The organism is Pirellulales bacterium (assembly GCA_036267355.1).
In the GTDB taxonomy this organism is placed as follows: domain Bacteria; phylum Planctomycetota; class Planctomycetia; order Pirellulales; family DATAWG01; genus DATAWG01.
Genome location: DATAWG010000042.1, coordinates 72,893 through 94,935 on the forward strand (window position 1 = coordinate 72,893; position 22,043 = coordinate 94,935).

20 protein-coding genes are annotated in these 22,043 nt (G+C 60.7%); 1 reads left to right on the forward strand and 19 read right to left on the reverse strand.

All coding sequences use genetic code 11. The features are described from left to right. Window positions 1-38 precede the first annotated feature (38 nt). Both flhF and flhA read right to left on the reverse strand, forming a co-directional pair. Window positions 39-1,220 carry a flagellar biosynthesis protein FlhF gene (gene flhF / locus VHX65_07155; protein ID HEX3998308.1) on the reverse strand — a complete coding sequence of 394 codons (1,182 nt, stop codon included), beginning with the start codon at window positions 1,218-1,220 and terminating at the stop codon, window positions 39-41. A gap of 112 nt (window positions 1,221-1,332) precedes the next feature. Beyond that, window positions 1,333-3,423, reverse strand: a complete 2,091-nt coding sequence (gene flhA / locus VHX65_07160; GenBank protein ID HEX3998309.1) for a flagellar biosynthesis protein FlhA — start codon at window positions 3,421-3,423, stop codon at window positions 1,333-1,335. A 265-nt stretch (window positions 3,424-3,688) separates the two neighbouring features. On the opposite strand from flhA, the gene VHX65_07165 reads away from it, so the two are divergent. Continuing rightward, complete coding sequence (locus tag VHX65_07165; GenBank protein ID HEX3998310.1) at window positions 3,689-4,909, forward strand: sulfotransferase; 1,221 nt, start codon at window positions 3,689-3,691, stop codon at window positions 4,907-4,909. A 64-nt stretch (window positions 4,910-4,973) separates the two neighbouring features. Here VHX65_07165 and flhB read toward each other — a convergent pair whose 3' ends face one another. From flhB to VHX65_07250, 17 genes are all read right to left on the reverse strand, one after another. Then, a complete protein-coding gene (gene flhB, locus VHX65_07170; GenBank protein HEX3998311.1) occupies window positions 4,974-6,047 on the reverse strand; it encodes a flagellar biosynthesis protein FlhB in 1,074 nt (357 codons plus the stop codon). An 85-nt stretch (window positions 6,048-6,132) separates the two neighbouring features. Beyond that, a complete protein-coding gene (gene fliR, locus VHX65_07175; protein ID HEX3998312.1) occupies window positions 6,133-6,936 on the reverse strand; it encodes a flagellar biosynthetic protein FliR in 804 nt (267 codons plus the stop codon). Window positions 6,937-7,039: 103 nt separating this feature from the next. Next, window positions 7,040-7,318 (reverse strand): flagellar biosynthesis protein FliQ, encoded by a 279-nt coding sequence (fliQ, locus tag VHX65_07180; protein HEX3998313.1) that lies wholly within the window; start codon window positions 7,316-7,318, stop codon window positions 7,040-7,042. A 128-nt stretch (window positions 7,319-7,446) separates the two neighbouring features. Next, entirely contained in the window at window positions 7,447-8,343 is an 897-nt protein-coding gene (fliP, locus tag VHX65_07185; GenBank protein HEX3998314.1) for a flagellar type III secretion system pore protein FliP, read from the reverse strand. Beyond that, window positions 8,336-9,040: a flagellar biosynthetic protein FliO gene (locus VHX65_07190; protein HEX3998315.1), complete on the reverse strand. Its 705-nt coding sequence runs from the start codon at window positions 9,038-9,040 to the stop codon at window positions 8,336-8,338. Before VHX65_07190 ends, fliP begins: the two co-directional genes overlap by 8 nt. A 253-nt stretch (window positions 9,041-9,293) precedes the next feature. Next, entirely contained in the window at window positions 9,294-9,992 is a 699-nt protein-coding gene (gene fliN / locus VHX65_07195; protein ID HEX3998316.1) for a flagellar motor switch protein FliN, read from the reverse strand. A gap of 183 nt (window positions 9,993-10,175) precedes the next feature. Beyond that, the gene (locus VHX65_07200) at window positions 10,176-10,808 is read right to left on the reverse strand and encodes a flagellar basal body-associated FliL family protein (protein HEX3998317.1); all 633 of its coding nucleotides are present in this window, start codon (window positions 10,806-10,808) and stop codon (window positions 10,176-10,178) included. Window positions 10,809-10,983: 175 nt separating this feature from the next. Then, entirely contained in the window at window positions 10,984-11,697 is a 714-nt protein-coding gene (locus VHX65_07205) for a flagellar motor protein MotB (GenBank protein ID HEX3998318.1), read from the reverse strand. Window positions 11,698-11,792: 95 nt separating this feature from the next. Then, on the reverse strand, window positions 11,793-12,584 hold the full coding sequence (locus VHX65_07210; protein HEX3998319.1) for a MotA/TolQ/ExbB proton channel family protein: 792 nt from the start codon (window positions 12,582-12,584) through the stop codon (window positions 11,793-11,795). 120 nt (window positions 12,585-12,704) lie between these two features. After that, window positions 12,705-12,902, reverse strand: coding sequence for a flagellar FlbD family protein (locus VHX65_07215; protein HEX3998320.1), 198 nt, complete (start codon window positions 12,900-12,902; stop codon window positions 12,705-12,707). A gap of 390 nt (window positions 12,903-13,292) precedes the next feature. After that, window positions 13,293-15,728, reverse strand: coding sequence for a flagellar hook-basal body complex protein (locus VHX65_07220; protein ID HEX3998321.1), 2,436 nt, complete (start codon window positions 15,726-15,728; stop codon window positions 13,293-13,295). Window positions 15,729-15,880: 152 nt separating this feature from the next. After that, window positions 15,881-16,438 (reverse strand): flagellar hook capping FlgD N-terminal domain-containing protein, encoded by a 558-nt coding sequence (locus tag VHX65_07225; GenBank protein HEX3998322.1) that lies wholly within the window; start codon window positions 16,436-16,438, stop codon window positions 15,881-15,883. A 33-nt stretch (window positions 16,439-16,471) separates the two neighbouring features. Beyond that, entirely contained in the window at window positions 16,472-18,550 is a 2,079-nt protein-coding gene (locus VHX65_07230; protein HEX3998323.1) for a flagellar hook-length control protein FliK, read from the reverse strand. 25 nt (window positions 18,551-18,575) lie between these two features. Then, window positions 18,576-19,265, reverse strand: a complete 690-nt coding sequence (locus VHX65_07235) for a hypothetical protein (GenBank protein ID HEX3998324.1) — start codon at window positions 19,263-19,265, stop codon at window positions 18,576-18,578. Next, entirely contained in the window at window positions 19,265-19,717 is a 453-nt protein-coding gene (fliJ, locus tag VHX65_07240; GenBank protein HEX3998325.1) for a flagellar export protein FliJ, read from the reverse strand. Before fliJ ends, VHX65_07235 begins: the two co-directional genes overlap by 1 nt. Before the next feature lie 157 nt (window positions 19,718-19,874). Continuing rightward, entirely contained in the window at window positions 19,875-21,266 is a 1,392-nt protein-coding gene (locus VHX65_07245; GenBank protein ID HEX3998326.1) for a FliI/YscN family ATPase, read from the reverse strand. Window positions 21,267-21,312: 46 nt separating this feature from the next. Beyond that, on the reverse strand, window positions 21,313-21,981 hold the full coding sequence (locus VHX65_07250) for a FliH/SctL family protein (protein HEX3998327.1): 669 nt from the start codon (window positions 21,979-21,981) through the stop codon (window positions 21,313-21,315). Window positions 21,982-22,043 lie beyond the last annotated feature (62 nt).

The following is a 22,043-nucleotide window of genomic DNA, read 5'->3' on the forward strand; positions in this document are numbered from 1 at the left end:
GTGGCGCTTGCCGCCGGTGATCGTTGGCGTGCAAGCATTCACTGAAGTCCTAAAATCAGGCGGGCCAAGTGACGCTTGTCCGCCGGCCGGATGTCGTCTGGCACGTTTTGCCCGTCGGTGACGTAGCTCAGCGGCAACCGGCTGGAGCGCACCAGCGGCAGCACATGTCCGAGATTGGCCACCTCGTCGAGCTTCGTAAGCATCAGTCCCGTGGCGCCGACGGCGGCGAATTGTTCGGCCGTGCGCGCCAGTGTCGTCGCTCCGGCAACGCTGCTGAGCACTAAATGCACCTCGTCGGCCTCGGCCTCGGCCAGCATCGCTTTCAACTCTTGAATCTTGAGATCGTCGCGCGGGCTGCGGCCGGCCGTGTCCATCAGAATCAGGTCGAGTTGACTCATGCCTGCGACGGCTTCGCGCATTTCGCGCGGCGTCGAGACGACGGCCATCGGCAAATCGATGATGTCGGCGTAGGTGCGCAATTGCTCGACGGCGGCGATTCGGTAGGTGTCAACTGTGATCAGGCCGACTTTGCGTTTTTCGCGCAATCGAAACGTCGCCGCGAGCTTCGCGATCGTTGTCGTTTTGCCGACTCCGGTAGGGCCGACCAGCGCCACAAGCCGCCGCTTGCCCGGCTGCACATCGAGCGGACCGGAAACGTCCAATTCGTCTTCGACCATCCGCGCCAAGCGTTCTTTGACCACCGCCGCGTCGGCCAATTCGCTGCTCGGTGCGCCGGCTTGCACTCGGCCGACCAATTCGCGGGCCAAATCTTCTCCGAGCCCTGCCTCGATCAGATCCGTGAACACCGTGAACAGCGAACCCGGCAGCTCGCTCGGAGCCAACCGTTGCGAGCGCCGGCAGAGATCTTCGACCATCGAATGCAAATCGGTGAGCCGGCCCTTTAATTCATCGCGGAACGCATTACGAGATTGCGGCTCTTCGGGCGCCGGCGGCAAAGCGAGTTCCGGCGTAGCACTCAAATCCAGTCCCGTGGCTTGCGAAAGGTCGAGCCCGCCACGAGCGCGGCGAGGCAGCCGGCTGGGCACGTTGACGCTCGCCGAGGCCGTCACTTCCACGCGACGCATGGCGGGCATCAGGCGAAACAATCCGCTGGAGCGCACATCCCGCGTTTGCAGAACCGATGCTTCGGGGCCCAGTTCGCGGCGCACCATGTCCAATGCTTCTTGCATCGAACGGGCGCGATAGGTTCGAACATCCATGTTGCTAGGGTGAGGGGTTAGGGTGAGGGATTGGTGACGCGCGAAATCGCAAGTGGATGGTCGGCGCCCGTTTGAACCTGTAGCTCGCTTACGGTTTCGCGCGTTTACCTCTTTACTTCGAATCTACCACCAGGCCGACCGATTCGATTTGCGTGTCGCGGGTGATTTCGTTGAAGCTGAGCACCACCAGGCGCGGCAGGGCCGCCGAGGTGAGTTGCTTCAGGCCGGGTCGAATCTGCGGGCTCACCAGCACGATCGGCTGGTGGTTGCCCCGAATCAACTTGTCGATCTCTGCGGAAATCAGCCGGCATGTGACTTCGATCGCCTGCGGCGACATGCGAACAAACAACCCGCGCTCGCTGTGTTCGATGCCCGCCTTGATGCGGTCTTCCAATGCCGGATCCAGCGAAACGACATGCAGCCGATTCTGCTTGTCGCGGTAGCGGGTGCAAATCGTGCGGGCCAGGCGGTGGCGTACATATTCCGTGAGCAGGATCGGATCTTTCGTCCGCGGGGCGTAGTCGCCGAGCGTTTCCAAGATCGCCGCCAACTGACGGATCGGCACCTGCTCGCGAAGCAGGCCTTGCAGCACACGCTGCACCTCGGCCAGCTTCATCTGGCCGGGGATTAATTCATCGACCGTGGTCGGCTGGTTGCGCTTCAATTCGTCGATGAGATGTTTGGTGGCGTCGCGGTTGAGTAGTTCGTCGGCATGGCGGCGGACGGTTTCGGTGAGATGCGTTGCCAGCACACTGGCTGGTTCGACCACCGTGTAGCCGAACATCTCGGCTTGATCGCGTTGGGCCGGATCGATCCACACGGCCGGCGTGTTGAACGCCGGTTCGCGAGTGTCGATGCCGCGGACTTTGCCGCGAGCCAGGCCCGAATCCATCGCCATTAGTTTTGCCGGTTCGACATTTGCCGCCACCACCGGCATGTCGGCGATTTTGATGCGGTATTGACTGGTTTCGAGGCGCAAATTGTCGCGGATGCGAACCTTGGGCATGAGGATGCCCATCTCCGAGGCGATGTTCTGCCGCACACGTTGAATCCGTTCGAGCAGGTCGCCGCCTCGTTTCGGATCGGCCAATCGGATCAGGCCGACGCCGAGTTCGATTTCCATCGGGTCGGTGGTGAGATAATCTTCGATCCGCTCTTCCGCGGGTTTCTTGGCGGCCTTGGCTTTCGTGGCGGCGGCGGCCGTCTCTTCTTTCTTCTGCCGGGCCATGATCGTCGCCATTCCCAAGCAGGCGCCACCGATCAACAGCAGCGGAATGGCCGGCAGATTGGTGAAAATCAGCACGCCCAGAAACGCCCCGGTGACGGCCAGCGCTTGCGGCCGGGAAAACAATTGCCGCATGAATTCGACCGGCAAATTGGATTCGTAACTGCTACGCGTCACCAGCAAGCCGGCGGCCAGCGAGATCAAAAACGCCGGAACTTGGCTCACCAGACCGTCGCCAATCGTCAGCTTCGTGAAGACCGACGCTGCTTTACCGGGCGACATTCCCAACTCGACCATGCCGATCACCAATCCGCCGACGATGTTGATCAGCGTGATGAGAATACCGGCGATGGCGTCGCCGCGGACGAACTTGCTGGCACCATCCATTGCTCCGAAAAAGTCGGCCTGCCGAGTGATTTCCTGGCGGCGACGCTGGGCTTCATGCTCATCGATCACGCCGGCATTCAGATCGGCGTCGATCGCCATTTGCCGGCCCGGCATGCCATCCAAGGCGAATCGCGCGGCCACTTCGCTGATCCGCGTGGCGCCTTTGGTGATCACCAAAAATTGAATGATGATCACGATGACGAAGATCACGACGCCGACGACCAGTTCGTTGCCGGCCACGAACTCGCCGAACGCCAGCACGACGTGACCGGCCGCCAGCAGGCCATCCACGCCAGCGCGGGTGAGCACGAGCCGAGTGGTCGCGACGTTGAGCACAAGCCGGGCCAGCGTCGTGGCCAGCAACAGCGAGGGGAAAATGCTGAATTCCAGCGGTGTGCGGATATAAATCGTCGTCAACAGCACGATCACGGCCAACGTGATATTGGCGGCTAGCATCACGTCCAGCAGCGCAGCCGGCATCGGCACCATGATCACCAGCACACTGGCAATGATCCCCACGGGGAAGATCAAGCTCGTGAGTTGGCCGATCGATGCAGACGCGCTGGGGCGAACTGCGGCAGTGGCTGCCATCGCAACTCCGGAAATCGTGAGACGAGCGAACCGCGACGAGCGAAAACGATGAATCAAGCAACGGCCGAACGGCCTTGGAAGAGGGGCAGAAGTTAATCGAAAGGCGAGGGAGTGTCCAGGGCGGTTTCGCACGCTCCCACACGGCCGAATTGCTGGATGCTACTATGGATTTGAGTTGCCTCGGGATTTCTTCGATTGCCTTGCTGCCCCCGACCCGATTATAAGTTGGTGCTTCCATCGTTGCCCGTCTGGTGATCGTGGCCCCATGAACAGTGCATCAGGAAATTCGTTGCCGGCAGTCTCGGCAAACCCGGGGGCGAGCCCCTCGCGCGCGTCGAAGGCCATGGCCCGGATGCTGCAAACGCTGGCGCCCCGATTCTGGCACGGCATGACGTTCGGCACCTGGATGAAGTTCCTTCTGCGCCACCGCTTTGCTGTCAGTCCGACGGCGCTGCACATCGTCGCCGGCGTAACTCCGATTTCCCTCGGCAATTCGCTGGCTGCCGTCGCCCAGCAAGCCATTTACGGTCGTCGGATCGCCTCGACGACGATCCAGCCCCCGATTTTCATCGTCGGCCATTGGCGCACCGGTACGACGTTGCTGCACGAATTGATGGTGCAAGACGATCGCTTCACGTATCCCACTACCTATGAATGCATCGCTCCGCGGCAATCGCTGACGACTGCCTGGTTTGTCACCCGGTTTTTCAATTTTCTCCTTCCGTCGCGCCGCCCGATGGACAACATGGCGACCGGTTGGAATCATCCGCAGGAAGACGAATTCGCGCTCTGCAATCTGGGCGTCGGTTCGCCGTATGAGCGGATGGCGTTTCCGAATGACATGTCGTCCGATCGATTTCTCGACTTGGCAGGCGTTTCGCCTGAAGAAGTTGCGCTCTGGAAGGCCGCGCTCGAGCGGTTTTTGCAAACAATCACGGTACGCAGCAACAAGCCGATCGTGCTGAAATCGCCGCCGCATACGGCTCGCGTCGGCTTGCTGAGCGAGATGTTTCCCAGTGCGAGGTTCGTCCACATCGTGCGCGATCCGTATGCGGTGTTCAGTTCGACGATGAAGCTCTGGCCGTCGCTCACCGATCTGCAAGCCTTGCAAAGCCCGCGGTACGACGACTTGCGGGAATATGTTTACGGCAGTTTTGAGCGGATGTACCGCGCCTTTTCCGAACAGAAGAATCGCATCCGGCCGGAGAACTTTTGCGAGCTGCGATACGAAGATCTGGTTCGCGATCCAGTGGCGCAAATGCAGAGTATTTACGAGCATTTGGGGCTCGGCGACTTCGATCGCGCTCGGCCGAAAATCGAAGCACATATGCAATCGCAAAAGGACTACAAGCCAAACCGCCACCAAATTCCCGCAGAGCGTCGGGCCGAGATTTCTCGCCGCTGGGGCCCTTTCATGCGGCAATACGGCTACGATTGCGAGCCGCCCGCGGCGCCACCGGTGTTGGATGCTAGCCCGAAGCGCTAGCGAGGGGGGTGCCGCCAGACGGTCCCTCGCTTGCGCATCGGGCTAACATCGGCCGTGCCGACCGTCACCCGGGTTTCGGAAGTGGTTTGCCTTTGAGCTGATAGACATACGCCAGCACCTCGGCCACCGCGGCGTACATGGTATCGGGAATCGGTCGATTGAGATCCACATCTTTGTAGATCGCCTGCGCCAGCGGCTTGCGTTCGACGATCGGCACTCCGCTTTCCAAGGCCAGCTTGCGAATGCGCGCCGCCAGCAATCCCGCTCCCTTGGCCACCAAGATCGGGGCGTTCATCGTCGCCGAATCGTATTGGATCGCGACGGCCAGCTCGGTCGGGTTCGTGATGACCACGTCGGCTTTGGGAACCGTCTTGTTCAGTCGATTAAGCACCAATTGCCGCTGCACGGCACGTCGGCGGGAAATAATCTGTGGATCGCCTTGCAGGTTGCGCATTTCCTCGCGCACTTCGTCGCGCGTCATCCGCAGGTCTTGCTCAAATTTGAGCCGTTGGTAGAGATAGTCCAGCAGGGCAAGAATCACCAGCGCCGCAGCGATCTTGATCGCCGTCCACATGACGATGCTGATCAATAACTTGGCAATCTGCGGAACGTCCAGGGCTGCGGCGGCGAAGATTTCTTTCTGCCTCCCGTATAACACCCAAAACGCGACGGCCGTCACGATCGCAATCTTGACGATCCCCATCCCGAGCCGCACGAGGCTGGAAAGCGAAAACAACCGTTGCAAGCCCTGCAAAGGATCGAGCCGCATCAAGTCGGGCGCCGCTTGGTTCGGCGCCAGCACGAATCCGATCTGCACCAGATGTGCCGCGACCGCTGCCAGCCAAACCACCGCGAAGAGTGGAATTATTGCGGTGCCCAAGCTGGCCATGATATCGCGCGCTTGGTGACAGAAAACGCTCGCGTCGGTGGATAGCCACGCTCCGGCGCCGAGTTGTTGCTGCGTCAAATTCGCCATGAATTCGGCCAAGCGCGAGCCCATCATCATCAGGGTCGAGAGGCCGATGAGCAGGATAATCGCGGCGGCCAAATCCTGGCTTTGCGCAACGCGACCTTCCTCACGGGCCTGCTGCCTGCGATGCGGAGTCGCGTCCTGTGTCTTTTCGCCGCTTTGTTCCACAGCAGTTTAGGGGCGAGGGGCGAGGGGCGAGGGGCGAGTACGAAGCAGTTGGCTGACTTCGTCATTCGACGTACGGCATCGCTTTTCAGTGGCGGCTGATCGCTTCGAGCAGCGATTGCAGGGCGGGCTGAAAATAGTCGGAAACGAGAATCGCGACCGCGCCAATCGAAACCGACAAGGTGCTCAGCACCACCAGGCAATTGATGCCGAAGCCGAGCACCAGGATGTTCAATTGCGGCAGCGTGCGGCCGATCAGGCCGAGCACCAGCGTCGCCAAGAGCAGCGCAATCATTGCCGGCGCCGCGGCACGCACGGCGAGAAAGAAACTGCCGCTCAACAAATTGAGCGCCGCTTGGGCCATCGAAGCGCTGCCGCCCCCCTGCCCTATCGGCATCGTGGTGAACGAGTGCAACAAACCGTCGATCAACGCACGATGTCCGCCGATCACGACGAACACGGCCGTCGCCGTCATGTTCAGCATGCCCGAAAATAGCGGCACTTGGTCGTCGCTCCCCGGTGCGAGAACTTCGGCCAGCGCCATTCCACTCATCTGTGCGATCACCTGCCCTGCCACTTGCATTCCCGACAGCAGAATCACAATCCCCAGCCCGAGAATCATGCCGATCAGCACCTCCCCGGCCATGAGGATTACATAATCGACAACGCCGCCCGGCGCCGGAATCCGGACGCCCCATTGCGTGGGCGTCAGCACGAGCGTCATGGCGACCGCCAGCAAGCCGCGCACTTGGATCGGCACTTCGGTGCCGGTAAACACCGGCACCGTCATTATCAGACCGCCGATCCGCGCCAACACGAACGTGAACAGCAGCACCCAAGTTATCGAGATGGATTCGAGCCAAGGCATCGTGAGATCGCCAACCAGTTCCACGGCAACAGTTCCAGGACGCGATGCCCACGGTTCTGCCTGGGCATATGTAGCCGCAAAACATGCCCACGCCAGACCGCGAGCATGGCAGCGATGCTCGAACCGCTCACAAATTGTTTGGGATATTGGCGATCAAATCGTGCGAATACTGCACCATCTGGTTGATCAGCCACGGCAATGTCAGGCTGAGCACCAACACCATTACCAACAGCTTGGGCACGAACGACACGGCCTGCTCTTGAATCTGAGTGACAGCTTGCGCGAGCCCGATCAAAATCCCGACGATCATGCCCGCCACCAACACCGGCGCGCAAATCCAGAGCGTGGTCAGGATCGCCTGCCGCGTGAGTTCGATGACGAAATCAACCGCTTCGGGTGAATGCATGGTTCGATGCCGAATGACGAAATCCGAATGACGAAACTTGTGGACGCGCGAAACCACAAGCGAGATTCAATCCCGATTGAGATGGCCGCTCGCTTGCGGTTTCGCGCGTTTGCCCTCGCTCATCGCAGCTACGTAAAGGGCTGGAAGCTTTTTAGCAGCATGTCGACGACCAGATGCCAGCCGTCAACCAGCACAAAGAGCAACAGTTTGAACGGCAACGAAATTAAAACCGGCGGCAGCATCATCATGCCCATCGATATCGTGATGCTGGCGACGACGATGTCGAGAATCAGAAACGGCAAGTAAATCTGGAAGCCAATCAAGAACGCCGTCTTCAATTCACTGAGCATGTACGCAGGCAAAAGAGCTTGAAGCGGAACGTCGTTGTAATCCGTCCACTCGGGCGTGCCGGCCGGCATGTATTGGAAAAACATGCGGATATCGCCTTCGTTGCCGGTACGCTGAATTTGTTGCGACATGAATCGCCGCACTGGCTGTATGCCTTGCTTCCAGGCTTGCTCCAGGCCGATGCGACGCTGCGTGTAGGGCAGCACCGAATTATCGTACACTTGCTTCCAGACCGGCATCATGACCATCAGCGTAAGAAACAGGCTGATCGACGTGAGCACTTGGCTCGGCGGCAATTGCTGCGTGCCAAGCGCTTGCCGCAATAGGCCGAACACGACCAGAATCCGCACGAAGCAAGTCGTCATCAAGAGCACCGACGGCGCGAGACTGATCACGGTCAGCAATAGCATGATTTGGAGCGTGGAGCTAAGCCCCTCGGGGCTCGTCCATTGCTCGGGTCCGCCGGCCAGGCCGGCTGGCAACTCGATTTTCGCGCCGGAATTTGCTTGCTGCTGCTGTGCCGCGAGTGGCCGAGAAGAGGCGGCCGTGCTAAGAGCCACTAGTGCGACGACCGTCCAGCAGCGCAACTTCGCCGCCGTTTTTCGGCGTTTCGGTGCGCTCGTGACCTCGGCGGGTTGGCGAGATTTTCTCGGCGGAGTTTTTCGGCGGTCAAACATCGTCGTCCTCCACGTTCAGCGAGCCGGCGAGCGGCCGGATTCCGATCGCCGGACGTGCCGCGGCATTGGCGGGTGTGTCTGCAAATCGGTCGATATCGCGGTCCTTCGGCCCCGGATCCAATTGGTTTGGCCGGCGCAGTTCGGCCAGTTGGCCGAAAATTTGGCGAAATGCTTGCGTAGCCGAATTTGCTTGCGTCTGTTGGCACAGCCCGGCGAGCCGATCGACCTCCGCCGCATCGCTGATTTCGGCCAGCGTTTTCGCCCCATCCGGCGAAACCGCCACAAGCAGAAGCCGATTGCCGAAACGGATCACGTGCATTTGCTGCCGTCCAGCCAGTGGCGCGCGGCCCAGCAATTCGACGACATCTTTCGACAGCAGACGGACTGATTTTGGCGATCCGCGTTTCAACAGCCACACCAGCCCAAGGAACAACCCGATCACCACCGCTAGGCTGCCGAACATGCTCACGATCGCCGGAGCTGAACTCGGCATCGCCGGAATGCCACGGTGTCCGCCGTTGGTATTCGTGGAATTGGCAAAGTCGCCGCTGCCAGGCCCGAGCGGCAGCGGATCGATCTGCGGAGTCGGAGGCAGGCTGGGACGGGTGGGCGTCGCCGCGGATTGATACGTGGCCTGTCGAACTGCGCTATCATCGGAGATGCTGAGCGGCGCTGCGAAGGCATTCGAAGCCGACATGACGAGGGCCAATACAAACAGTGCGGTGGCATGCCTGCAATGGCGAGTGAAATGGCTCGGATACGCAGCACGCATACTCCGTGTGGCGTGGCGCTCCGCGGAGCATTGCGCAACGCCAGCCGCCGACGGCACACCGAGGGTACCTGCTACTCTTGCGAACGGTTTTTCTCGACGCCTTGCATCCATGCTTGTCGATCGCTCCCCTGCCCTGCCTCATCCTTGGCCGACGGCCGGGCCCAATTCGCTGGCCGGACTAACTCGCCGGCGCCGCGTCGCCGACCACCAGTTCGGCCACGCGCACACAAAAATTGTCGTTGAGGATCAAAACCTCGCCGCGGGCAATCAACCGCCCGTTGGCATAAATATCCACGGGATCGCCGGCCAGTTTATCCAATGGCACCACGGCCCCTTTGCCCAGCTTGAGCACGTCTTCCAGATGCATGTGCGTGCGGCCGAGTTCGATGCGCAGATCGAGATCGACATCGCGGATCAAATCGAGGGTCGCGCTCTCCGCGGTCGGCGCGGCGCCGCTGAAATCGGTCAGACGAAACGGCAGCGCGCTGTCGCCGGCTGTGTCGCGTGGAGGATTTTGCACTGAGGCCAACGCCTGCTCGGCTTGGCTGAGTAAGAAGTCGATATCGCCTTGCGCGATCCGTCCCGGACCGGAATCACCGCTTTGCGACGCCGGGCTGGCGGGTCGCGCTGGCCGAAGCGGATGCGCAGCGGCTGGCGGCGCGGCAGCGGGCACGGCCGGCGGCCGCGCCGGTTGCGAGGCGGCATTCTGATTCAGCAGCGCCTCGATCTCATCTTGGCGCAGAACCGAACTGCCCGGTTGCGCCGGCTTTGCTGCCGCGCTCGATGGGTTTGGCGTTGTCGGCGCTACGCCACTCTTCGCTTCGCGCAGCAACTGCTCGACGACGTCTTGCTTGGAAGCTTCAGAACCCTCGGCCATCGGAATCCTTTCCTCTGCCGCACGAATTACAGCCAGCTGCCGGCGCTCGGATCGACGCTAACCAACCCCGCCGCGGAACACGAGGTCCGCGCGACGATCACACAGCGCCGTGGCATGGCCCATTGCGGCACAGCTTCACGCTTGCACAACCTCAGTGTTGTACAACGTCATTGCTGCCCAACATCACTGCTGTACGACGGCGAAGTCGCTGAAAACGATTTCCTTCACCAGCGGCTCGCCCAGCAGCGAGTTGGTTTTCGCCAAAATCTGTCTTTTGATCAATCCCAAACTGGGATCGGCCAGATCGGCCATCGTGGCGTTGCGGATGATGACGATGACTTGGTCGCGAAAGCGGTGCTGGTCTTTCTTGAAGAGTTTTCCGAAAGTACTATTGTCGTCGTCGCCTACTTCGCCCGGCTTGCCGCCTTTGGCATGTTCCTTCTCGCCTGCATCTTTTGGCGCTTTGTCGCTAGCATCGACAGCAACGGTGCCATAGAGGTGAAAATCGATGAGCAGCGTCGTATTCGAATTGGGGTCGAAGGCTGTCAGGCTGAATTTGCCAAGATCGACCTCGCGATTTTCGCCGTGGCCATCGGTGGCCGTAGGATCGCTGTCCTTGTCTTTATCTTTGTCGTCGGCGTGCGCGGCTGCCTCTTTCTTGGCCTCGGCCTTGGCGGCGGAGCCGGGCAAATAGAGCCAAGCCAGCACGCACTGCAGCAGCACGATCCCGCCGACGAAGCCGATAATCTTGCCCTTGGAAAGCTTTTTGCCGCCGGCCTCGGCCCCGGCGGCATTTGAAGTGGCGGATTCAGCCATAGCGTTTCTCTTTCGTATTGGAATCTTCTGTTGGGGCGACCGCGGTTTGGCTGACGCTGGTCGACCGGCCGCCAAAAAACGACCGCAACATTGAGCGATGGCGCACCGGTGGCCAACTGCTACTCAACTGTAGCCCAGATTTACGGACGGATGCGCCCGCCGAGCGGGAACGAGTTCACTTGCCGCCGCTGGAAAGGCCCCGCAAGTCCTCGGTGAATTCGTTCAGCATGAAGATTTCAACCCGGCTGTTTTTATCGAGTTCGGTCGGATCGCGGCCGACGTACACCGGTTCGAACTGGGCTGAAACGCCGATGCGAAACCGTGCCGGGTCGATTCCCAGCAGCACGAGATAATCCATCACCCGGTGGCAGCGCTGATAGGCCAGATCCCAGTTGTCGTTGATTTTGCCGTCGGGCGGAAAAGGGCGATTTTTCGTATGGCCGCGAATCTCGATCTTCTGCGGCTTGCCCGCCAGCTCTCGAGCCTCCTCCTGCAATTGGTCGCGTTGCTCATCGGAAAGATCGAGCGTGCGGCCTTTGAAATAAATGATCCCACCGATGGTCTTCTGATCCCCCGAACGAATAGTGGCGACATGCGTATGGTCGCCGATCAAACCGAGGGTTTTGGTCGCGTGCGGGTCGGCTTTTTGACCGTTGGCTTTCGGCGATAAAGCCGACGTCGGCACCAGCATGTTCGTCGCGGGCGCGCCGACGTAGCGCCCGAACTGCCGGCGCAACGACATCATCACCGGATCTTCCTTCTTGGCGTTTTTGGCCCCCGCCATCGAAAACATGACGACAAAGAACGACATCAGGATGGTGATCATGTCGGCATACGACACCATCCATTCCGGAGCGCCTTCGGCATGGGCTTCTTCAGGCTCGAGCATGGGTTGAAGCCATCGGAATTTGGCGCGACTCGATTGGCCGGTTCTGGCCGCGGTGGGTTGCCGTCAGGCTCGAAAGTCTGACCGACGCCCGGCGGCTAGGCGGCTTCTTGAGCGCCGGGGCGTAGCTTTGGAGGAAGGTAGGTGTTGAGTTTTTGCTGCACGGTTCGCGGATTGTCGCCCGATTGGATGGCCATGATACCGCGGAGGACGATTTCCTTTGCCAGCGCCTCCTCATGGCTCCTCAAGGCCAGTTTCTCGGTAAACGGAATGCACACCAGATTCGCCATCAGTGCCCCATAGAGCGTGCCGATCAGGGCCACGGCCATCGACGGGCCGATCGAATCCGGATCCGACAGATTGCCGAGCATGAGCACCAAGCCAAGCAGTGTGGCAATCATGCCGAACGCCGGGCCGCACCGGCCGATCAATTCGAGGATCCGTTTTTGTTCGCGATGCCGGGTCGACATCGACGAGATTTCGGTGCGCATCACTTCTTGAATCACTTCCGGGCGGGTGCCGTCAACGGCCATTTGAATGCCCAAGGCGACGAATGGATCTTCAATCTGCGCGGCCTTGCTTTCCAGGGCGAGCAGGCCGTCGCGGCGAGCAACCTCCGAGAGGCCAACTAGTTGTTCGATCAGATGATTGAGGTTCTCCGGCTTGTGGAAAAACACTTTCATCAACACTTTCGGCAAGCCCAGCACATTGCGCAGCGGGAAGCCGACGAGCCCCACGCCGATGCCACCGCCGATGACCATCATGATGGCCGGCGGATCGATAAACGAGGCATAGTTGACGCTTCCCTTCCCTTCCATGCCCATCACGACGAGCGAACCCGCCATCATGCAGAAGGCCATCAGCAATCCGGCGACGGTGGCGATGTCCATGCTACGGGTTAGGGTAAGGGGTCAGGGTGAGGATAAGAGGTGAAGGTTGCGAAGAAGGATTGGCATTGAGAGCATGGGTGATCGACGCTTGCACGTGCCCTAACCCTATTCCCTAATTCCTCACCCTAATTCAGGAACCATGTGTTTGGCGCGTTGGTATTCGATCGCCCGTTCGAGCACTTCGTCCATCGTTTCTTGCACGACGACATGGTCGCCGCTGATGAGAGTGATGAACGTATCGTGATGGGCTTCGACATAGCGAATCAAGTCGGCATTGAGGACGAATTTTTCGCCGTCGAGGCGGGTCAGTTTGATCATCTTCGGTTCGCTGGAATTCGGATCGCCGCTCGAGCGGCGAAGGATCCACCCAGGGCGCGCTCATTGGGATCGAATCGCTATTCATCGTTCATCGTTGGGCGTTGCCACCGGCACGCCACAAATCGCCGATCCGCTCCCCGAAATTTTAGGCCACAAAAAAAGCCCTTGGCGGCCAAGGGGGCGATTCAATGGGCGGCGTGATCGAGTGGCCAAATCGATCACTAAAAATATCGCCGCACTCGCGGCCACCGCGCTCCAAGCATAACGATGGTAACGATTGCGATGCCTGGGCGGTCCCCGCTTCTGACGTGACGAAAGAACGTCCCGCGGGAACGCTCACTGCTGCGCAAGCCAGGAGTCGCATCCGGTTTAATCGCCTGGCTAGGGGCTCTACCGCGTCAGCTGCATCAGGTCGTTGAACAATTGATTCGTGGTCGTCACCACCTGGGCATTACCCTGGTACGAAGTCGAGGCAAGGATCAAGCTCACAAGACTGGTGCCGATATCGGTGTTCGACTCCTCCAAACTGCCGGAGACGACGGTTCCGATGCCTTGCGTGCCGGGCGTTCCTTGCACGGGCAGCCCGGAGTTGACACCGGAGGAAAACGTGTTGGCCCCTTCTTGGATCAAGCCGTCGGGGTTCGTAAAATTGGCCAGTTGGATCTGCCCCAACGTGCGCGTCACGCCATTGCTATACACGCCTTGGATGCCGCCATCGGAGCCGATGTTGTAGCTGGTGAGCGTTCCCGGCGCGGAGCCGTCTTGATTGGTGACCGACAGCGTCGGCGCCGTGGTCGAAAGGCCCGACACTTGTCCAAAATTGAGGTTGAACTGCAGCGACTGCGAAGCCACGTTGGTCCGCTGGATCGACACGGTGTCGTTCGTGACCGATTCCACGTTGCCATTGCCGTCGAATGTGACGAGCCCCGTGCCGACGGCGGTGCTATTGCCGCTGGTGGGTTCGTTGTCGGGCGACGATGCAAACCAGCGATACGTCGTGCTATTGCCGTCGACATTTTGCAGCGCCATCGTGATGTTGACGTTCACCGGGATACCCAGCGAGTCGTAGGCAATGAAGTTCGTACTGACCGATTGGCCGACGGCCGATTGCGTTGTTTCGAAATTCAAATCGGGATCCGTCGTGGCGGCGCCGCTGGCGGGCGTCATTTGAAACGCCGTGAGAGGGATGGAGACGGCATTGGCGGTGCCGTTGTTGCTGACGATTTGAATCTGTCCGTCTCCAAGCACAAGGCCCCCTTGGGCAGCCCCGGAAATGTCGCCCGGAATCGGGTTCATCGGATCGGCGCTTGCGGGCTGGATGCCGCTGGCCTGACTGAGGAAATTGACGAGGTCCTGCACCGTCGTCGTGCTGGTGATTTGAAGCTTGGCAGCGCTGAGCGTCGTGCCGCCGACATTTCCGGTGTAGGTGAGCGTGCCAACCGAAAACGGCTGGACATAGCCCGTGCCGTTGTATTCCTGCACCTGCGTCAGCAGCGTGTTCGTCGTGACGGGAGGTCCGTTGAAGTCGAGCTGTTCATAGCCGGAAGAGGAAGAATTCGTAATGGTCGTATCGGACGTATCGTCGACGTATGAAGTGCCGGATGGAACAGTCGCCACGGCGTAGAACGACGACGGATCCGCGGCCGTGTTGCGGTAGATTCGCACTTCGCCGCCGGCATATTGGCCGGTCGGCGTGGGCAAGTCGGATAAAACGACCTGGTCGTTCGACACGTTCAAAGGCCCGATCAACGGCGAAGGCGCACTCTCCGGCAAGCCCGCCTTGACGAAGGTGACATAGTAGCTGTAGTTGCCGGAGATGGTCGAGTTGGAGAATTGGGCGGCGGTTTGCAGCGTCGCGTCGCTCGTGGTGTCGGTATAGCCGGCGGCGGCCTGAGCGTTGGTCAGACTCGCGTCGAGATAGTAGGCGGGTGTCGCACCGCTTGCGCTCTGATTCGTGGTGCGATAAATGTCCACTCCGACGTATTTGCCGGTACTGTCGGTCGGGATATTGCTGAGATCGACGCTCACGTTCGAGTCGCCAGAGGGCACAGTGACACTGAAGCTGATCGGGTCGCTCTGCGTGCCGTCGGCGGTCACGTAAACCGCCTGGTAGCTGTACGTGCCCGCTTGTAGCGAACCGACGTTTGACGTATCAACGGCGGTCGTCGGGGCGGTTTGCGGTCCGACGGCGATCGCGGCCGTAGCGCCCGCCGGCGGTGTGGCATAGCTCGAATCGCCGAGCACCGCGCTTTGAACGATTTGAGCCTGGTTGGCCACTGCCCCGGTTGGTGGAAGGTCGCCTTCGAGGGCGACATTCTGCGTCGCCTGGGCGACGGTTGAGGTTCCCAGCGGAATCGTGAGCGGCACAAGTTGCGTCGTATTCAGATTGAAATCGTCGTCGACGCCGTAGCCCAATAGCGAATCGCCCGACGCGGTGACCAATTGGTTTTCCGAATTGGTTTGAAATTCGCCGTCGCGGGTGTAGAGCGTTTGGCCTGCGTTTCCTTGAACCATGAAGAAGCCATCGCCCTGGACGGCCATGTCCGAGGGGCTGGAACTCGTTTGCAACGTACCCTGAGAGAAATTCGGAGTGATTTCCGCCACCTGCACGCCCAAACCGATCTGGCTTGGGTTGGTACCGCCGGAGTCGCCCGAGGGAGCCGACCCCAAACTGGTCGTTTGAGCGAATTGCGTTGCGAACACGGGCGACGAGGCCTTGTAGCCGATCGTGCTCGAGTTGGCGAGATTGTTGCCGATCACGTTGATCGACGTTTCCGCCGCGTTCAATCCCGTAAGCGCGGTGCTGAGTGCGGATGCTAAACCCATGATCGCGTCCTTTGACTGGCAAGTTGCCGCCACACCTGCCGGTTCCACCGGAAGGCACGACGTTGTTCTTTTTTAATCGTCTTCGACGCCCGGCTCCGCCAAGCGCCGAGTACGGATCGCTATCTTCTCGATCCCATCGGCAATCGACCAAGCTACGAACTGCCTCCCGTGGCTGCCGCGGCGGCGCTCGCGGCGTTGTTCACCACGTTCGCCGCGTTGGCGGCGGCCGTGCCGCCGCTCGACAATGCCTGCTCCACGGCGGCCAACGTGGATGCCGCCGCCGCATTGTTGCTCGTCGACAACACGCCCGTGACGTTCGCCAACGGAACGGTTTGCGTTCCCACTTGCAGCGAGGGTGTGCCGTCGGAAATACTCACCTGACTGACGACTCCCGACGCGGCATTGCCATTGGAATCGGTGCCGGCAATCGTTGCGCCGATCATTGCGGTCGCGTTCGACAGTGCCTGGCCGACCTGCATTGCTTGCAACGTGGTTGTCAACTGGTTGCTAGCGGAAATTTGCTGCATATCACCGATCTGTGTCATCAGGTCGGTGTTCGACATCGGATTCATGGGATCCTGATTCTGCATTTCCGCCAACATCATTTGGAGAAATTGGCTCGTGTTGACCGTCCCCAGCGTGTTCAAGGCGGCGGTGGTCGAAGCATCCAGACCGGACGAGTTGGTGGAACCGACACTACCGGTAGACATAGCTCGTTCCTTCGATTCGGAAGCAAGGTTCGTTCAAACGACGACGTTTAGTTGCCCGCTGCCGCCGAGCAAACTGGAAGTATCGGAACTTGGAGTTGCCGCTTGGCTGGTCGCGGTAGTCGAATTGGTTCGTGGCACATAGATTGGCGATTGGTTCTGCGAATTGGCAAAACCCGAACCGGATGCAGTCCCGCCGCCGGACTGATCTTTCAGGTCCACATCGAAGTGATCGATTTTGATATTTTGATCCGCAAGGCGCTGGCGCAAAGCGGGCAGATTGTCGAGCAACATGTTGCGGGCGGCAGCGGTTTCGGTCTCGACATGCGCCGTCATCGCTCCGCCGCTCATCGTGATTTCCAGTTTCATCGAACCGAGTTGCGGTGGGCTGAGGCGAAGCCGAATCATTCCCCCTTCGTCGTCGGCAGCTTGAAATGCCTTTGCAACGCGCTGCACGAATCGCACCCGATCTACTTCGCCGCCGTTCGAGGCGCCTCCGGAACTGGCGGCATTTGAGGCCGACGACGCCGCTGCCCGGCCCGTGTTTGCCGCAGTTGGAGTTCCGGCGGCATTCGCACCGCTCGCGGCGGGGTTAGCAACTGTTCCGGGCGCGGAGGTTGTCGCCGAGGCGGCTGGTGCGGTACCGGCCTTGGCCGCCACGTCGCCGGCGCCGTTCGTGCCGCCCGATGCGGCCGCGGCAAGCACCGCGCCCGCGGCGCCTGCCGCCATCGCGGCGCCAACCGAAGCAGCTTCGATCGCCACTCCCGCGATATTGTCATCCGCGGCCGACGAAGAGTTTTCCGCCGGAGATTGTTTTGCGGAACGTGAGCCGCTGGACGCGGATCGCGACGAGGCGGAAACGGCTTCGTCGTCAGTGGATACGCCGTCGCCCGAGGCGAAGCCCGACGCCACCGTCGCATCGGCATCCGCAACTGATTGAGCATCGTCCGCTGCGTCGTTTGCAGTTGGCTCGGTATCCGAGCCGGTTCCGTCCGGTTGATTTGTCGCAGCGGCGCTCTGCAGCTTGGCGTCGGCCGCCGGAACCGGCTCGGCAGTGGCAGATACAACGACAATTGTCGTGGTAGCAGCCGTCAACACGTCAGCGGTGCCGGTGGTGGCGGCATCTGCGTCCGAATCGCTGTGAGGATGAATCGTGCTCGAAGCTTTCTTGGATTGGCCGGACGCTTCGGCGCCCGTCCCCTTCCCTGCCGAGCTCGTCACGGACGGAGCGACCTCGCTCGCATTGGACGCGGTGGCCGTCTTCGCCGCGGCGCTATTGATGGCGGCGGCACTTATCTTGCCCCGAGCGGCGGCAGCCTTGGCGGCAGCGATCGCGTGCGACTGTGCGGGAGAAGTGGGCGTTGCCGTTTTCGGATTCGTGCCGGCTGTCGTCCCGCTCTCTGTCGCAGCATCGCTTTCGGCGGTATCGGACTGCCCAGATGGATCCTTCGGTTGCGATGGACGGCTGGTTTGGCCCCCCTGCCCTGTCGGATTGGCCGGCGGATTCGCGGAACTCGCAGGAGCTTGAACAGGACTCGCGGGCGGCGAGGCTGGGTTGCCTTGCGTCTCCGATGAACCTTGCGATTGCGTGGATTCATCCGGATGGGCGCCTGTGTTCGAATCTCGATCTGCATTTTGCACGGCACCGGCTTCCGTCGACCAACTATTTTCGGTTTGCAAGGAATTGACGTGGGCCGCTAGATCGTTCGACGACGAAAAGTTAGACGGGCCTGTATCGCCAGCCGACTCGGCCGATGTGAAGTCGCTCACGGCCGTGTTATACGGCGAGCCATACGACGCGTCGTCGGGAAAGCTGTCTTGGGCAGTGGTCGAATCGTCGAACGCATTCGACGCCGTGGTCGGCGAATCGTTGAACGCGGGATTGGTGCTCCAGAGGCTTTGGCCCGGGTCAAAAGCTGTCTGATCAAAGGCCGTCGGATCGGCGGTCGCCGGATCGGAGCCTGCCGCGTCGAACAACGGCGAGCTCAAGCCCAGCTGAGAGGCGCGTTGCAATGCGTCGTCGAACGTGCCGTCGGCAAACATTGCACCCAAGCTGAGCGTGGTTTGCCCCAGCGGTGGGAAAGCAGTCGAATTGTCGAGGGCAAAAGAAGACATGCGTTCGGATCAGGCTCGTTCGAGGCTATTTCTGTTGCGGATTGAACTTCTTCAGTTCCTGCTGTGTTTGATTAATCGACGTTATGTCGGGAATTCCCTCGCGGATCAGCCGCAGGATTTCCTCGAGCTTCTTGGCTTCGTCTGGGGTTTTGAACTCGCCGATGATCCGGGCCCGCTTGGTGATCGTAATGCCTGAGAGAATTGCGACGACCTCGTTTTGCTCTCCAGCATCGATCATGGCCAGGATTTCTTCCTTAGCCTGTTTGGGCTTGATGTTTTCCCAGATCAACTGCATGTTCTCCCGGCCATCGACGATCGCTTTGTTTCTCCTTTCGTCGAGCACTTTTTCGAAGCCCGTTTTCAAGAGTTCGTACTGCGCCCGTTCGTCGGTCAGTTTGCGTTGCTCGAATCGCACCCGGTCGAGGTTGCTATCGATCGCTTGTTCGCGCAGCTCGAGTTGTCGGCTTTGTATGGCTCGCTGCCGTTCGACTTCATCGAGCGAAGGTTGCTCTGCCGCCTGTGGTGCTTTGGCCACTTGTTCGACTGCCTGAGCAACGGGCTCGGTCCCCCGGGCGACTGCCGCCATTCGGTCGAGTTTCTCCTCGTCCAAAACACCGTGCGTCCACAAGTATCCGAATACGATTGCCGCCGTGAGCACGGTGGCCACGCACAAGTACACGAACAGCGCTCCTCCCGTCGAAATTAGTTTTCCCATTACGGCGTCTCCTTCCGGTCATGCCGAAGGACCGCCAGTTCGTCGAGCCGCTTGAACTCCTTCAGGGCCTCTTCTTCGTCGTGTCGCTGTTGCTGCGAGTCGCGCAGTTTTTCCAACACCCGCACGTCGCGGTCGGCCGCCACGAGCGCCGCGCGCCGTTTCTGCATCTCGGCGACGACCGCCTGCCGCTGTTGATCGGCCGATTGGCGTTGTGCCTTGAGGATCATTTCGTATCGCGCCAAGTCCGTTAATAAATCGACGTCGACACTTCTTGCGCGCGCAGCGTCGACATACTGGCGGCGTCCGGCCGTCAGTTCGTCGTCGATCGTAGCGATTCGTTCGAGGATCAATTGCTCCGCACGCTGCGCGTCGGCGAGATGCGCGCGACGTTCATCGCGCCACGCTTCGCGAAGCCGCAGGAGTGTCGCCAATCGAAATTGAAAATTCGCCATCCTTGCCGAACCATGCCCTCACTAGATTGGTTGCGATTGCCTCAGCCGTTCCGATGTGTACCACTGGCTCCGTCAGTGTCTCGTCGCAACACCGTTCGGCCCAGCACCTGACATTGCCAGTGGCACACGAGCCACGTTCTTTCTCTTCTCCTCAGTCCTAGAGCGTAATGCCTCCGCCAGTCGCGGCTGCCGGCGCGGCGTTCGCCGTTGCCGGCGCAGCGCTGACTCCCGCGGCTCCTGGCGGATGCATCATTCGATTGTGCAGCCGCACAAGCGCTGCCACGGCGTCGGCCAGCTTTACCGGCTCCTCGACGCGTTGCCGCAGAAATCGATTCATCTCGTCCTGCAAATCGATCGACAAATCGACGCTACGGTTGCTTCCCCGCCGATAGGCGCCGATCGAAATCAGATCTTCGTTGTCTCGATGCGCGCCGAGCAGTTCGCGCAGCGCGAGGGCCGCGTCTTGATGTGCCCGCGGCGTAATGTCGCTCATCAATCGACTCAAGCTGGTCAGGATATCGATGGCCGGATAATGCCCGCGGCCGGCCATCTTGCGTGACAACCAGACGTGGCCGTCCAACAGCCCGCGCACCGCGTCGGCGATCGGCTCCTGCGGATCGTCGCCTTCCACCAACACCGAGTAAAAGCCGGTGATGCTTCCGCGCGTTGTCCGGCCGGCGCGTTCGACCAGCTTTGGCAGCAAACCGAACACCGAGGGCGGATAGCCGCGCGTCGTCGGTGGTTCGCCGGCGGCGAGACCGATTTCGCGCTGGGCCATCGCGAAGCGAGTGAGCGAATCCATGATCAATAGCACGTCGCGGCCGGCGTCGCGGAAATATTCGGCGATGGCCGTGGCCGTTTGCGCCGCTTGGACGCGCAACAGGGCCGGTTCGTCGCTCGTGGCGACGACGACGACGCTGCGGGCCAAGCCTTCGGATCCGAGATCGCGTTCAAGAAACTCGTTCACCTCGCGGCCACGTTCGCCGACCAAGGCGATCACGTTCACGTCGGCCGCCGTGTAGCGCGACATCATGCCGAGCAGCACGCTTTTGCCGACGCCCGATCCGGCGAAGATTCCCATGCGCTGCCCGCGACCGCACGTGAGCATTCCATCGAGGGCGCGGATCCCGGTGCCCAAGGGCTGGTCGATGCGCGGCCGCTCGAATGCGGGCGGAGCGGCGCACTCGCGCGGCGTCCGATCGCCGAGGGCCGGCTGCGGTCGGCCATCGATCGCCCGGCCATGGGCGTCGACCACGCGTCCCAATAGCCCGTCGCCCACGCGCAGCCATCGCGTCGTCCCCAGCAGCCGCACGCGGTTGCCGCGGCGCACGCCGTTCAAATCGCTATAGGGATAAACGAGCGTGATCGCGTCGCGGAAGCCGATCACTTCGGCCCGCAGCGGTGTGCCCGTCTGCCGCTCGATCTCCACGAGCGCGCCGACCGGGGCCGGAAAATCGGCCACTGCGGCCGTCATGCCCGAGGTGCGAACGACGCTGCCCACCAGGGCCGTCGGCATGACGCGATCAAGCTGAGCGAGAAGGGATTGCATCAGGAGAAGGGGTGGGGGTGAGGGGTGCAGGGTTAGAATGGATCGCTTACGCGTCGTTGGCGCGGGTCAGTTCTTGTTCGATTCGGGATAATTGGGCTTCGAATTGCTGATCGATCGAGCCGTGCAAGGTTTCAACCCGGCAGCCACCGGCAGTAATCTGCGAGTCGGCAAGAATCTCGGCGCCGCCGATACGGCCGAGTTCTTTCGTCAATCGGGCAATATTCGGTTGCAATGTTTCGTGGTCGTCGGGATTCAAGAGAATCCGCACTTGCGAGCTGCCCGCCGCCATTTCCAACGCCTCGCGCACCAATTTCGATGTCACCTCGGGAAGATCGGGCGTTTTGCCACGGACAACTTTGCCCGCAATCGCGGCAGCCAGTCGCACGGTGCTCCGCTCCCATTGTCCGAGCCATGCCTGTTTGGCATCGGCGATATTGTTGACCACCGTCTGCAGGGCCGGCAGGAGCGTTTGCATTCGCTTGCCGACTTTGTCGTCCAACACTTTTTCCGCGGCTCGCATGGCCGCCTGCCGTCCTTCTTCTTCTGCCTGGCGACGGATCGCGTCGGCCTGCCGCTGCGCATCGGCAATGATTTGCGCCGCTTGGGCACGAATCTTGTCGAGGTACTTCGTAGCCTGCTGCGTCACATCCTCGAGGTTGAACGCAACCTGCTGCGGACCCCGCAACGAACCGCCGGATTTAATGATCGTAGACATCAAGAATTCGTTCTTCGGTCGTCAATCTTTTTTTATTCGTTCCTCGTCCCTCGTCCCTGCCT

Excerpts from the sequence above, each read along its gene's own strand:
- fliN (HEX3998316.1), bottom strand. The coding sequence starts at position 9,992 with ATGGCCGAGGGTTCTGAAGCTTCCAAGCAAGACGTCGTCGAGCAGTTG.
- flhA (HEX3998309.1), bottom strand. The coding sequence starts at position 3,423 with ATGGCAGCCACTGCCGCAGTTCGCCCCAGCGCGTCTGCATCGATCGGC.
- VHX65_07230 (HEX3998323.1), bottom strand. The coding sequence starts at position 18,550 with ATGTCTTCTTTTGCCCTCGACAATTCGACTGCTTTCCCACCGCTGGGG.
- VHX65_07250 (HEX3998327.1), bottom strand. The coding sequence starts at position 21,981 with ATGTCTACGATCATTAAATCCGGCGGTTCGTTGCGGGGTCCGCAGCAG.
- VHX65_07190 (HEX3998315.1), bottom strand. The coding sequence starts at position 9,040 with ATGTCGGCTTCGAATGCCTTCGCAGCGCCGCTCAGCATCTCCGATGAT.
- VHX65_07220 (HEX3998321.1), bottom strand. The coding sequence starts at position 15,728 with ATGGGTTTAGCATCCGCACTCAGCACCGCGCTTACGGGATTGAACGCG.
- VHX65_07245 (HEX3998326.1), bottom strand. The coding sequence starts at position 21,266 with ATGCAATCCCTTCTCGCTCAGCTTGATCGCGTCATGCCGACGGCCCTG.
- VHX65_07205 (HEX3998318.1), bottom strand. The coding sequence starts at position 11,697 with ATGCTCGAGCCTGAAGAAGCCCATGCCGAAGGCGCTCCGGAATGGATG.
- fliP (HEX3998314.1), bottom strand. The coding sequence starts at position 8,343 with ATGTTTGACCGCCGAAAAACTCCGCCGAGAAAATCTCGCCAACCCGCC.
- VHX65_07235 (HEX3998324.1), bottom strand. The coding sequence starts at position 19,265 with ATGGGAAAACTAATTTCGACGGGAGGAGCGCTGTTCGTGTACTTGTGC.
- fliJ (HEX3998325.1), bottom strand. The coding sequence starts at position 19,717 with ATGGCGAATTTTCAATTTCGATTGGCGACACTCCTGCGGCTTCGCGAA.
- fliQ (HEX3998313.1), bottom strand. The coding sequence starts at position 7,318 with ATGCATTCACCCGAAGCGGTTGATTTCGTCATCGAACTCACGCGGCAG.
- flhF (HEX3998308.1), bottom strand. The coding sequence starts at position 1,220 with ATGGATGTTCGAACCTATCGCGCCCGTTCGATGCAAGAAGCATTGGAC.
- VHX65_07165 (HEX3998310.1), top strand. The coding sequence starts at position 3,689 with ATGAACAGTGCATCAGGAAATTCGTTGCCGGCAGTCTCGGCAAACCCG.
- VHX65_07225 (HEX3998322.1), bottom strand. The coding sequence starts at position 16,438 with ATGTCTACCGGTAGTGTCGGTTCCACCAACTCGTCCGGTCTGGATGCT.
- VHX65_07200 (HEX3998317.1), bottom strand. The coding sequence starts at position 10,808 with ATGGCTGAATCCGCCACTTCAAATGCCGCCGGGGCCGAGGCCGGCGGC.
- VHX65_07215 (HEX3998320.1), bottom strand. The coding sequence starts at position 12,902 with ATGATCAAACTGACCCGCCTCGACGGCGAAAAATTCGTCCTCAATGCC.
- VHX65_07210 (HEX3998319.1), bottom strand. The coding sequence starts at position 12,584 with ATGGACATCGCCACCGTCGCCGGATTGCTGATGGCCTTCTGCATGATG.